Below are 13,084 nucleotides of genomic sequence, written 5' to 3'. Positions count from 1 at the left end.
ACTATCCTCCTGAAATAGAACTTACAATACATACCTCATCATTAGGACTAAGAATAATCTCTTTAATGGATGATATCTGTTCTGAGTTAACAAAAACGGAAATGTATCCCTTTGAACAACCATTTTCGTCAAACATCTTTTCAAGATTTTCTTTATAAAACTCTGCTAGTACTTGTTGCAAATTTGATTTATTGGAAACCAATTGGATTTTTTTTCTATCTGAATTAAACTCTATTAATTGATACTCATGCATTCTTATAACCCGTAGATTTTTGTATAAACGACATATATAATTTACTTATATTTTTAACAATTGTGACGAAAATATGAACGAACAACTGTTTAAAGACCTTACTAAAAACTCATCAGCAGCCAAAATGAGGCTATAATCGATTTTTAGAATTAATATATTTCTACAATATCCTGCTCTGCAAGAAAGTCCCCTGTTTTGTTTATTTCAGTAATAGAGTCATCCCAACAAAGCACCATTGCTGACTTAGACATATGTGCCATTTGCTCACTTGTATCATCAGGACTAACAAATAGTGTCCACTCATTTTGTACAGAAAGTTCAGGCTTATTAATTCTTTTTATAATGCCGTTCTTTCTAGGAAAATAACCACAAACGTAATGGCTCTTATTTTTTACCAATCGAGGAGGCTCAACTTTACAAACAATGCAACATAAAATTGTTTCAAGACTTACGGAATATTTCTTCTGATATAACTTATTTAGACCAATACCTGGAGGTCTAGCATTGGTTTCGATAAATTGAATATAACCCTCCCCACTCATGAAAAACTCAGTGTGAAGTACTCCATTATTGAATTCTAATAACTGAGACACTTTAATAGAAGCATCCAAAATTAATTGTCGCTGATGTGCATTTAATATATTCACACTAAATATAGGTAAATTTTTACTGACCATTAAATGATTTGGATGAGTGTACTTCCTGGCTTCAACAAATAATATATTCCCATCAAATACCGCCAATTCTGAATGATATAAGTCATCTGCTACATAAGCTTGAGCGATATAATTTTCGTCACTTTCTTTTCTAGTGGTTAAAAAGTTACAAAAATCCTCCTCAGTTTTAATATGATATGTCTCATAGGATCCAGAGGAATTAATAGGCTTAATAAAAACTTCTTGGGCGCCTATCTTTTCTTTGATTGATTTTAGATTTGAAGATTCAATCAAGGTAGTTGTTTTAGGATATGAAAATAAACCATCCAATTTTTGATACATAAGATTTTTATGACTTAATAGCATCGATGTATTTAAGCTCATACCTGCAATATTTAGTTTTTCTCTGATTTTTGCTACATCAACAAACATATCTTCCGAGAAACAGACTATATAATCAGGACAAATCGAATCACAAATAGCGAGTAAATCTTCAAATGCAAATGAGATTACCAATACATTTTCTCTGTCCTTAACAAACTTAGATTCATCTTTAATTAAAAAAACTGGAGAAATTCCTAATTGAAGAAGTAGATCACAATCAATTAGTTCATAATCCTGAAGAGGGTCAATGCATAACAGTTTCTTTATTTTCATTGTATTTAATACCAAAACATCCCACTAAAAATGTTGTTTTCGAAGGAAACTGAGCTAATGAGTAACCAAGCTTATTTGTTACTTCCACAAAACGAGGATCGTAAGAAAAAATTGTCTCTCTAGGCAGCTTAAATAGGCTATTTGTCACTTGGTTGTTCTTTTCATGAAAAAGGGTAAGCTCTAGATTTGTTGCGCTTTCAAAAAAAGGAGTACTCCTGAAATGACCTAATTTATTTATATGTTGCGCATATTGTAAATAAGTATCGTATATTAATTCACAACGCTGTGGTTTATTTGAAAAAGAGGTTGGTTTGAATGCCATCTCTTCTTTTAGTATTGAATAAAAAACAGGATGATTTTCATTTTTATCAAAATGAACAGGCTCCATAACAAAAGGAGTATATTTCGATTTATATATGTCGCGATATACCTCAACAATAAAATCCAAAGGCAACAAGTCATCATTAACAGCTAACCCGTAACCAGGAACTTGTCCTGTGCCTATAGTAATTAATTGGCTAATAGCATTATTAGTGAATTCATTTTGAGAGATTTCGGGATTATTTGCCCGAACATAAGCCATTAAGTAATTATAAAAAGGGAGATTTGCATAATATCCTGTCTGATTAGAATCAAACTCCATAACCAAACTCAAAAGAGTAGGTAATTTATTCTCTTTTATTAAGGTTACAATTTCAGAGGGGAACACCAATAATTTTGAACGCCATTTACAATTAGCCGCATCACATAATTTTTTGAAGGTTAAGTAATGATTTCCCAAATCATCTGGAACTGGGATATCCGCCTTAAAATACTTTCCTAAACTAGCATGAGGCCTTGCATCCGCAACGGGGCAGAGCAAAAATGTATTCCTTGCGCCCGAAGATATCTGCAATATATCTGTAGGATGATGGGTATTTGAAGAATTATATAGCGAACTAACGCTTAAAAAATCACCTTCTTTATAGATCTGGTGGGTACTTGATTTCCCTTTAAATTCAATAAACATTTCAAGATTTTTTTCTAAAACCATTGAAAAAGGCACTGAAGACAATTTGCCACCAGTATTTGGTAAATAAAAATGGTGTTCATCTGCTATGATCTGTCCATACTGATATTCAAGTACAGTAAAAAGCATATTTTGAATACCGTCTATGCCCTCCAATACTTCATAGAGGCGTTTGTTAATCCCAGCTATACCCGTTTTTACTTTATCCCACGATAATTCACTCATATGGCATCAATATAACATCCTATTCATTAACTGAATCATACAAGAGAACCTGAGGGCATTCAACAAACTTGTATTTCAAGTAATAAAATTTATTGCTAAAAACAATTATTTTTATTGCATAAATGCATTTCAAGTTATAAATTATGTCACATGGAATACGTTTTATGTAGAAACGGAGCTTTAAATGACAATCGACCAAGTGGATAATCAAATTATAAAAATGATAGTTAATGGCTGTCATGTAAATGATATTGCAGAAGATACAAAAAAATCAAAAAGATACATTCTTTATCGACTCAGTGATTTAAAAACTAGCTTTAATTGTAAAACCACGCCTCAGCTAGTTTATATGTTAGCTACTTCTGGGTTAATAAAGTAATATCTTCACACGGATGTAATATGAACAATTCGATTTACTACCATGGATTTAATAAGCTTCTTTCATTAACTAAATGCCCAAAAGAAGCGCTCCTTTTAGACAAAATAATTTTCCTTTATCAAGGTACTCTTTTTAAACGTGAAAATAAGTTATGGTTTACTAAAAAAATTCCTGAGCTTGCCTCAGAACTTGGGTTTAGCGAAAGCAGGATCTATATTTATCTAAAAAATTTAGAAGACGCGGGCTTTATTATTCGCAAACGCTTTAAATATTATGGCATACCTTGTGCGTTTATTAGTCTTACAGAAAGCCTTGAAAGCAGATTACAATTGATTCCTAAGAAGCCTCAAACAACTAAAGAGATAAAAGAAAAAGAACCTTGTGCAAAAATTGATATAAACGAGAGAATGGATTATCTTGTTTCAACAGACACCATTAATAAAGAAAAAAATAGAGTAATTAATAATATTACTATTTCTCATTCAGATACTAAATTACCACTTAGCGAGCTTAATATCGCTAAAGGGATGTTGTTGAATGTTCAAAAGCAGCATGGAGTAAAACTATCCTCACCACAAAAGATCTTGGATGAGGTTGTATTTTCATTAAGCAACCAAGAGCAATTCCAAAATATTGGCTCTTTCCAACACAAAATTAACATTATTTCTCAACTTCTTCGCTCAAATCGCTGGAGAACTCCTAAAGGGTTTGAAAAATACTCTTCAGAGGGAAAGCGCTATAAAGAAAAGAGCGCCGAAGAAAATGCTGCTCGATTACAATTAAAAATAGAGGAATGCAATTATTCTGGATTGGATGAGACAGCTACGAATAGCCGTTTAAGTAATGTTTATGAATTAGCACATCAACCAAGTACTAACAAAGAATTGCAGAAATCACTTCAAGTTCAACAAAGCCTTATAAATGGCATTAAAAAAGATATCAGAACGATAAAAAATCCTAGTATTTTAGATAATTTTCTTAAAATACTATCTCAGGAGGAAACTAAATTATCCAAGATAAAGGCCGAATTATCGTTACAATAGATTATATCATTCCATTGATCGCTTCCACTGATGGTTGTTGTATACTGCTCTCAATAGTTTTAGAACAAAACCAGAGAATGAATGCGCCAGAAATAGCATAAAATCCTAACTGAGTGAAAGCACTCAAATAGTGTTCATTACTAACCAGAGGATTTAATGATTCAGATTGGGTCATTAAATTAGAAAAATAATTGGATATGGTAGCCGCGATTCCTGAAGCCATCATCCATATTCCCATCATAAGTCCTTGTAGTTTTTCTGGTGCTAGACTTCCTATCATCGCGTACCCGACAGGGGCAATAAGCAACTCCCCTATTGCTTGAAAAAGATAATGCGCAATTATCCAACTTATACTAATAAATCCATTAAAATCACAACTTATGATACCTATGGTCAATGCTAAAAACGATAAAGCAATAAACAGTAAGGAACACATAAATTGTTTTGATACGGAAATGAAGATCTGTTTCTTTCGTAATTTCTCAAGTAGTGTGATTACTATAGGTGAACCAATAATTACAAAAATTGAGTTTAGATTCATTAACCATTGTGGAGGAATATAATAAGAACCAATGGAGATATTCACATTGTATTTCAAAAATTGAGTAACTCCCATCGGTCCCACAAAATAAAGCATCCAGAATACAATTGAACTTCCGGTTAAAAATACAAATGAATAAATCTTTTTACGTGCATTAATCGTACTTAAGCGACGTCCAAGCATGGTGACATATAACAAAGCAGCTGCACCGATAAAGACGATGAGGCTATTTGCTAACCAAGAAAAATAAAACCCAGCTAAAAGCATAGGGATGATTAATATGATAAATACTAGCCCTAGCTGCCCCTTCTTTATTTCCTCTCTTAGACTTAACTTATCTTTTGCGAAATACCTCCACGATTTAATTATGAAAAATACTGTTATTAAATTAATTAGATTACTTAGTTCAAATAAACGATCATATCTATCGTTAATATCGATAAACCCACTTATAACGTATCCAGAGAGAAAACCTATATTCATCGCGCTGTAATTATAAAAAAATGCTTTTTCTCTTAGTTCATTTTCATTTGTAGTAAATTGTTGAGTGATAAGGCAGTTAATGCATGTTGATCCTAATCCGCAGCCAATAAGAAACAAGCTTAACCCCAGATAAACATACGATTCATAAAAATTAAGAACTATTAGTCCTAAAGATTGTACTAGAGTTGAAATGGCAAATAACAAGCGATTGCTTAAAAATCTATCTCCAATGTATCCAGCTAAAAAATGTAAAATAAAATTCGATGCAAGAAAAAAACCAACCACTCCATTCGATTGCATTTGAGATAAACCAATATTCTTTGTCAAATAAAGGGATAATGATGAAAATAAAATTGCAAAACTAAATGTAGTTACTGCGTTTAACCAGTGTAAATATGCTATTCCTTTCTTATCACTTCTTACAACTTGCATTTCATTTCCTTATTAAATTTATTGCTACTTTAAAACGATATTTCTTCACTTTTTTAGTGGCGTTATCACACCCTGCAAACGTCCCACCTTAAAATTAGCAAGTTCCCCGTAAATGTCCCATCTTTAAAATTAATCTTTCTAATTTTATTCAATTAATTCAATATAATCTTCCATAGATATAATGTTTCCCACTGCATTTTGTTTATTCTCTCTTATAAAACCATGAAAACATCCTTTGGTTGCAGGGTGCTCTAACCTATGTTTTTGATACCAGTTTTTGAGAATACTACTTTGAGTTTTTATATAATTCTCAAAGTCACTAATTAAGTCGCTTTTTTGATCTTCTGTTAAATTTGTAAGGTAGTTATTTATTTTTTTATTAACATATTGCCTGTAACGTTCAGTTTGTGCGTCTTGTTTTTCTTTCTTTTCTTTTTCCTTCTCTTCAGAGATCTTGCGACGCTGATTGATTACTGCTTTGCTTGATTTACTATGCTTATAATCTTTCTTAAGTGCTTCAATCAAATATCCAGCAAGTCCTCTAATCTTTCCCGCAATAAAATTTTCTGATTGAGTGATGATCTCTACTTTCTCTCGTATATATTCGTTATCATATTTTGCATATGTCTCATCAATCATTTGCGTTGAAAACCCAAATGTATTAATCAGAAGTTGTTTTAATTCTTCGTCAATCGATAAGTCATTTAAGGAAATAGGAGATTCATCAACATTTTTTTCTAGCTTAAATCGTATTCTCACTACTTTTTGATTAACTCGCTCTATCTCAGGAAAAATGCGAATGGGTGAAACTGCATTTACTTCATTCACTCCAACATCTAGAACCCTTTTCTTAAAGTCTTTAAATACTGGATATTTCCCATCAAACACACCCATTAGTTTTCTAAAGATATCTAATGGAAACCATGGTGTTTGCGCAAGTCCTTTGTAACGAACACAGTTCTCATAAAGCGCCAAACCATAACCTGATTTGAATTTTGAAATCAGATCAATGTTTATTTGACCATAAATCTCAGGTTGATACATAAGATCTTTCATTACCTGACTGTATTCATAAACACAAACGCCATTTGAAAGTTCAGCAGATGCCAATATTGAACTAGCCTTCCATTTTTTTTCTTGTCCAGTGGAACAATCAATAACGTTCCACTCAATAGCTATTGTTATTAATCCGAGCAAGGCTTCTTTGAGCTTTGCAGTATCTTTGCTATTGTAACCAATCAGTTGATATAAATCTTTTCCTTTGATTTCAAATTGTTGTTTGTATGGAAGATCTGGATAAGCATTAAAGAGCAAAGCATTGAATAGTTTACGTTGAACTAATGACAGATTATTAGAGCAATGTATCGCATTAACATGTTTCTTTAATTCGAGATTTTTATTATTCATTGCTGCGTTTTTCACACAGTTCTCCCTAACGATAAAATCCGGATATCCGGATTAAATGTCAATCCGGATATCCGGATTCCATTTCTTTTTCTAAATATTCAAACATATGAGAACACATAGATTCTAAATCTATTAATTCAGAGATTTCTTTATTAAGAACAATCGAAGGCAAGCCTCGTGAATCACGTTTAAAAGTAAATAATTTCTTACCTTTTTGAGACACATAAAACTTAGCATCCGTGGAGTTTTTTGGGCGTATTGAAGATTGAGAGTTCGTGTTATTTGATTCAAATATTCGCTCAAGCTTAGCATGAGAATTTATTGTTTTCCCTATCTGATGAGCAATAGATAACATTATTTTATGATTGTTTTTTGATTTATTTAATATTTGAACTATAGAAACTGCCAACTGTTTTGATAAAATATGAACATTTGGAATTTTACCTATTATTTCATCAGGAATTTTTGAGTAAGCCATTAAATCATTAAAAGTTGAGGTAGACATATTTAACTTATCTGCAAGTTCTTTCTCGGTTTTAAATACCCCATCTTCTAATAAACGTTTATACAACAGGGCATTAGAATAGTTACTAACATCATTTCGTAACTTATTTTCTGCATCTTGCGATGCTACAGCATCTTGAATATTAGGAATGTCCTTTTTTATGACTAAAAAAGGAATTCCAAGTTGCAAACAAGCAATGTGTCGTCTTCTACCGAAAATCACCTCATATTTAATTTTCCCATGTGGGGTAGGGTGAAGTCTAACTAAAGCAGGCTGCAATTGTTTATGTGTTTTAATTGAGTCAACAAGTCCTTGAATATCCCCCATTTCATTTTCGTGACGGTTAGCATAGAACCATGGTTCACATTCAGCAGGATCAATATAAATCAGCTCTTGCTCTGAAAACTCAATTCCAGATTGTGTTTTAAAATAGGAGGATGTTTTAGATGATGTTTGATTAGAAGAAACTTCGTTCGAAGTTTCAAGTTTATTAATTTGCCCATTTCGCAGTAACATGCCTAACGGACCAGAATTGTGAACATTTTTTCTACTGTTATCCATTATTATCATCACCCATAATCGAAGAAGTTGCTTGTTTATCCCAAATATCTTTGAAGTTATTAATAATTTCTAAATTAACATCATCCAGATGTTGTAAAGCACGTCTATAAGCTTCTCTACTTCCTCGAGGTTTAGAAATGTCATAAATAGTCCCAATTTCATTAGCTGCCTTAGGAACTTCTACAGTTTCACACATATGATTTGTTAAGATATAACGTCCAAATTGTTCGCGCATCATGTTTTCCATTTGTAAAGCCTCATTACTACCGGTATGTTTTGAAATCAAAATTCGAAGATATTCTAATTTTTTAGAAGGTAGCTCTTTAAACATGTTTCTTAATGTAGCGGTATACATGATGAAACTAGAATAATCATTCATAGATGGAGGGATAGGAATAATAATTCCATCGCAAGCAATAATGGCATTTAAAGTAAGTAGTCCGAGATTTGGACCGCAGTCAATTAGGATAACATCGTATTGATTTTTAATAATTTTCAAAGATTCAGCTAATCTAATAACTGGAGATCCAAGTCTGTCTTGATTGTTTGCTGTTTCATTAGGTAAAATTAGATCACAGTCTTGTATCGCCAAATTTGCAGGAATAATATCTAAACCATCAAAATGTGTTTTTAAAATAACGTCTTTAATGTTACTTGGGTTAGAAATAAGCACATTTGTGATAGTGTCTTCATACTTTAACTCTAAATCTGGTATCAATCCAGAGCTAATTAAAGTTGCAGTGCCTTGTGCATCAAAATCTAGTAATAAAACTCTTAATCCTTCAATAGCAATTTTTTTACCTAAATCAACAGTTGTTTCTGTTTTTCCAACGCCACCCTTTAAATTAGAAACGGCAATGGTTAAACATTTGGAACCTTTGGGTCGTATATAGCGAGTTCCGGCTTTGTCTCTTAGAGAATTTATAGCAGCTAAAGTGTACTTTTTTACGTTTCTTCCATTTTCCTGTGTTTCTATTACTATTCCTGGGATATCATCATGTGACTCCAATAGCTTTCGAAATGTGGGATCTGAAATTTTAACCATTTTTGCTGCTTCAATAGCACCCCATGTTCTTGGTTTTTTTCTTTTTTCAGGATTAATGACGTAGTTCCTGAGTGCCAATAACATATCATTCCCGGCTTGATAAAATTTATCCATTAGTTGTTCTGGATTATCTGTGCCGTAAGTAATAATTTGAGGATTTAGCATAATTTCCTTTTGTCTAATAAACAAAATTTCACTGTTTTTATAATTTACCCCTGTTTTTATGAAAAAACAAGATTTTTATGAATTTTTCTATTTACTATAGAAACACAACGTGTTTTAATTTTTTAAGATCTTTTAATATGTTGTTTAGAAGTTCAATGTGTCAATGTGCTTAAGGGTTGTAAGAGAGTTCGTGGGACATTTACGGGAATTTTCAGGGACGTTTGCAGGGATGGCTGTGGCATTTACAGGATAGGGTGAGACGTTTTCGGGAAGTAAAAATAAGAAAAATAACTGATGGTGCGACGTTTACAGGTAAGGTGCGACGTTTGCAGGGATAATTAAGGAGAGACACTCGTGTCAAATTTAGAATTGAGGGGATTGAAGTTGCTTCGAGCCTTAGACAATTCATTCCAGGATGGAGAAACCAAATCTCGTGAATCAATAACGCATTTGGCCGTTGAGTTATTAAGTTCTGGGAAATATCAGCCTAGAAAACAATTTGATGAATCTATTTTAGATGAACTTGCAAACTCCATCAAAGTCCAAGGGATTATCCAGCCACTTATTGTTAGAAAGATTGCAGAAGAACATTATGAAATAATTGCTGGTGAGAGACGTTGGCGAGCAGCAAAAAAAGCAGGATTAACTTATGTGCCTGTTATTATTAGAAATGTTGATGACAATGTGGCTCTTGCATTTTCACTGATTGAAAATATTCAACGTGAAAATCTTAACCCAATTGAAGAAGCTTTAGCATTAAACCGTTTTCGTGAAGAGTTTGAAATGACTCATGAGGACATAGCGCAAATGATAGGGCGCTCTAGGGTTTCGGTTACTAATACGCTTCGCTTACTAACTTTGGATTCTAGAGTAATAGGGATGTTAAACGAGGGTAAGATTGATATGGGACATGCTCGATCGCTTTTGAAGCTTTCACCAGAACATCAATATCAGATTGCATGTACTGTCATTGAAAAACAGCTGAATGTGCGTGACACGGAAGCCCTAGCAAACCGATTGAAGTCATCAGGGAATGAAGAATATAACAAGACTTCTTCGTTAACTACATCGCATGACAAGTGTGAGGAGTGGAGTAGGTATCTATCTCAACAATTTACAACTAATGTTTCTGTAAAAGTAAATGCCGAGGGTAAAGGAAAAGTGATTATTGAGGTGAATTCTGCTAGCGAGGTTGATTGGTTGATTAATCTAATGAGCGAAAGAGAATAGTTATCCACAAAATCTGTTGATAACGTTGTGTGATATTCGTGGGTTATAAGATAATTAAGCCTGTTAATGAGAAAAAAGAGCGTGTTTAATTTTTGGATTAATGATGAGACCATTGCGTATTTTTATCAGTAGTGTACAACAAGAATTTAAAGAAGATCGTCTAGAGTTATGCCACTGGTTAAAAAATGATCCATTAATGCGTCGTTTTTTTGATCCATTTTTATTCGAAGAATTGCCTGCCCATGATAAAAGAGCAGATCAAGTTTATCTGGAGCAAGTACGTGCTTCTGATATCTATATTGGCCTTTTTGGCTATGATTATGGCTATGAAAATGCAAAAGGTATTTCTCCTACTGAGGAAGAATACAATCTGGCTTCCGAGGAGCATAAGACCCGGTTAATTTTCATAAAAGGCAATGAAGAAAGTAAACGTCACCCTAAAATGAAAGTTCTTATTACTCGTGTCGGAACTGAGTTAATCAGAAGGCGTTATCAATCTATTGCCGAGCTTATTTCTGGTGTTTATGCTGCCCTAGTACATGATTTAGAAGAACGAAAATTAATTAGAAATAGCCCTTTTGATGCTGCTCCTTGCAGAGGGGCAACATTATTAGACTTAGATGAAGAGGGAATAACAACTTTTTTACGCCGAGCAAAACGCGGGCGTGGATTTCCATTGTCTATCGATGCAAGCTCTTTTGAATTATTGTCTCATTTGAACTTGCTGGATGATGATACACCTACAAATGCAGCAATGTTACTTTTTGGAAAACAGCCACAACGGTTTGTTATGTCATCCGAGGTAAAATGTGCTCATTTTCATGGCACCGAAGTAGCCAAACCGATTCCCTCATATCAAGTATACAAAGGCACCTTATTTTCAGTGGTCGATCAATCGATTGATTTTGTAATGTCCAAAATTAATCTTTGGGTGGGAACTAGGGAGGGAGGGGCGGAGGTGCCTGTTGCCTATGAAATTCCCCAGGAAGTTGTTGCAGAAGCGATTGTGAATGCTGTTGCTCATCGTGACTACGATAGTAATGGAAGTGTACAGGTTATGCTGTTTGCAGATCGATTAGAAATTTGGAATCCAGGGGGACTCCCTCCCTCATTAACCTTAGAAAAATTACGTCATCCACATGGTTCTGTTCCTAGGAACCCTTTACTTGCTGAACCTTTGTATCTAACGAAATATATTGAGCGCATGGGTACTGGTACAGGCGATATGATCCGTCGTTGCCGTGAGGTTGGACTGCCAGAGCCTGAATTTTCTATCTCAGACGGATTCAAGACAACCATTTGGCGTAAATTATCATCGACGACCGGACAAGTTACCGGACAAGTTACCGGACAAGTTACCGGACAAGTTACCGGACAAGTCGATCCATGGATTGAGCGAGTGCTCAGAGCATGTCAGTTAAAAGGTGAGCTGAAAAGTATAGAGCTACAAGAGGTAGCAGGAATCAGGCATCGAGAAACTTTTCAACGTAATTATCTTGATCAATTGCTTAGGGATGAGTTAATCGAACGCACTATCCCAGATAAACCTAAAAGTAGATTGCAAAAATATCGCTTGTCCCAAAAGGGAAAAATTTTGTTAGAAGATTTATCTAAAAAAAATAAATAGAATTAAGCAGGTGCTAGAAAAGAGAAATAGATAAAAGCAATTATTAAAGTGACCTTGTTTGAATGATTTCTTGTTTAAGTGAACAGAGTTTAGCAAAGCATCACTTAGGTGCAATTTTTATTCACCTAAGTAAAAAAATTAACTTCCATATTTTAGTTTTAAGCGGTTTTTTTACTATAACCAATGGTTTTGGTTACATAAAAAACGTCGTTTCATTAAGCGCTATTAAAACGCGTTTATAATAAGTCTGTATATTAAATAATCATTAAATATAGATGGATTCGATATTAAAAGGGAAGATCAGCCAAGGCAAACGGTAACCCATGGTATTATTTAGAAAATAGCCAAATTAGCAATGCGTTTTAGGCGATCAGGATTATCTTCAACATAAATTGCGGTAGTAACAATGTTGGCATGACCCGCAAGACGAGAGACAGCTTTAATATCTGCGCCTTGTTCAATTAAACGGGTAATGAAAGTACGTCGACCAGAATGGGAGCTTGCCCCAATGATTCCTGCCTTATCATAGAGTGATTTGAACCATTTTTGCAAACTATTAGGCGTAAAGCGACTTTTACGTTGGGTCTGAAATAAGGGTTTGTCTCGTGCAACATGTTTCAATGTATCGAGATGAGATTGGAGTGCTTTGCGGATTTTCTCATTGGCAAGATAAGCGTAACGTTGCTTTTCACCTTTGGTCATTGAACGCTTCAAACAAATCTCTTCGAGTAATTGATAGTTGTAATCGGCTACATCTGCAATAGTGAGAGAGGCGATTTCTTTCACTCGCAATCCAAGACCAAAAGAACAATACACAAGGGCACTATTTCTTATAGCGAATTGCCCATCTTTGGCAACAATAAGCA

General features: G+C 33.9%; 12 protein-coding genes. 4 read left to right on the top strand and 8 right to left on the bottom strand.

The window, feature by feature from the left end:
* Position 1 precedes the first annotated feature (1 nt).
* The 3 genes from BGO44_RS17305 to BGO44_RS17295 all read right to left on the bottom strand — a co-directional run bounded on the left by BGO44_RS17305 (position 2) and on the right by BGO44_RS17295 (position 2,599).
* Positions 2 to 253 carry a MoaD/ThiS family protein gene (locus BGO44_RS17305; RefSeq protein ID WP_273199877.1) on the bottom strand — a complete coding sequence of 84 codons (252 nt, stop codon included), beginning with the start codon at positions 251 to 253 and terminating at the stop codon, positions 2 to 4.
* A 149-nt stretch (positions 254 to 402) separates the two neighbouring features.
* The gene (locus BGO44_RS17300) at positions 403 to 1,566 is read right to left on the bottom strand and encodes an ATP-grasp domain-containing protein (RefSeq protein WP_273199879.1); all 1,164 of its coding nucleotides are present in this window, start codon (positions 1,564 to 1,566) and stop codon (positions 403 to 405) included.
* A complete protein-coding gene (locus BGO44_RS17295; protein ID WP_286823454.1) occupies positions 1,538 to 2,599 on the bottom strand; it encodes a hypothetical protein in 1,062 nt (353 codons plus the stop codon). The genes BGO44_RS17300 and BGO44_RS17295 overlap by 29 nt, the downstream gene beginning before the upstream one ends.
* A 385-nt stretch (positions 2,600 to 2,984) precedes the next feature.
* Here BGO44_RS17295 and BGO44_RS17290 point away from each other — a divergent pair, with 385 nt between their 5' ends.
* Together BGO44_RS17290 and BGO44_RS17285 are read left to right on the top strand one after the other, a co-directional pair.
* Positions 2,985 to 3,179, top strand: coding sequence for a hypothetical protein (locus BGO44_RS17290; RefSeq protein ID WP_265674819.1), 195 nt, complete (start codon positions 2,985 to 2,987; stop codon positions 3,177 to 3,179).
* Between the two features lie 20 nt (positions 3,180 to 3,199).
* Positions 3,200 to 4,222, top strand: a complete 1,023-nt coding sequence (locus tag BGO44_RS17285; RefSeq protein WP_273199882.1) for a helix-turn-helix domain-containing protein — start codon at positions 3,200 to 3,202, stop codon at positions 4,220 to 4,222.
* A gap of 1 nt (position 4,223) precedes the next feature.
* On the opposite strand, the gene BGO44_RS17280 is transcribed toward BGO44_RS17285, so the two are convergent.
* The 4 genes from BGO44_RS17280 to BGO44_RS17265 all read right to left on the bottom strand — a co-directional run bounded on the left by BGO44_RS17280 (position 4,224) and on the right by BGO44_RS17265 (position 9,361).
* The gene (locus tag BGO44_RS17280; protein WP_273199884.1) at positions 4,224 to 5,678 is read right to left on the bottom strand and encodes a peptide MFS transporter; all 1,455 of its coding nucleotides are present in this window, start codon (positions 5,676 to 5,678) and stop codon (positions 4,224 to 4,226) included.
* A gap of 144 nt (positions 5,679 to 5,822) precedes the next feature.
* Positions 5,823 to 7,100, bottom strand: a complete 1,278-nt coding sequence (locus BGO44_RS17275) for a replication initiation protein (RefSeq protein WP_273199885.1) — start codon at positions 7,098 to 7,100, stop codon at positions 5,823 to 5,825.
* Positions 7,101 to 7,143: 43 nt separating this feature from the next.
* Complete coding sequence (locus tag BGO44_RS17270; RefSeq protein WP_273199887.1) at positions 7,144 to 8,151, bottom strand: ParB/RepB/Spo0J family partition protein; 1,008 nt, start codon at positions 8,149 to 8,151, stop codon at positions 7,144 to 7,146.
* Positions 8,144 to 9,361 carry an AAA family ATPase gene (locus tag BGO44_RS17265; RefSeq protein ID WP_273199890.1) on the bottom strand — a complete coding sequence of 406 codons (1,218 nt, stop codon included), beginning with the start codon at positions 9,359 to 9,361 and terminating at the stop codon, positions 8,144 to 8,146. The genes BGO44_RS17270 and BGO44_RS17265 overlap by 8 nt, the downstream gene beginning before the upstream one ends.
* A 354-nt stretch (positions 9,362 to 9,715) precedes the next feature.
* On the opposite strand from BGO44_RS17265, the gene BGO44_RS17260 reads away from it, so the two are divergent.
* Positions 9,716 to 10,591: a ParB/RepB/Spo0J family partition protein gene (locus tag BGO44_RS17260; protein WP_273199891.1), complete on the top strand. Its 876-nt coding sequence runs from the start codon at positions 9,716 to 9,718 to the stop codon at positions 10,589 to 10,591.
* 100 nt (positions 10,592 to 10,691) lie between these two features.
* The gene (locus BGO44_RS17255) at positions 10,692 to 12,218 is read left to right on the top strand and encodes a DUF4062 domain-containing protein (RefSeq protein WP_273199893.1); all 1,527 of its coding nucleotides are present in this window, start codon (positions 10,692 to 10,694) and stop codon (positions 12,216 to 12,218) included.
* A gap of 333 nt (positions 12,219 to 12,551) precedes the next feature.
* Here the strand turns inward: BGO44_RS17255 and BGO44_RS17250 are convergent.
* The coding region (locus BGO44_RS17250) for a tyrosine-type recombinase/integrase (RefSeq protein ID WP_286823453.1) at positions 12,552 to 13,084 on the bottom strand (533 nt) is incomplete at its 5' end.

The organism is Legionella sp. 39-23 (assembly GCF_001897665.1).
GTDB classification, from domain to species: domain Bacteria; phylum Pseudomonadota; class Gammaproteobacteria; order Legionellales; family Legionellaceae; genus Legionella; species Legionella steelei.
The sequence above is the reverse complement of the archived record's forward strand: the minus strand, read 5'-3'. Positions and strand labels throughout refer to the sequence as shown.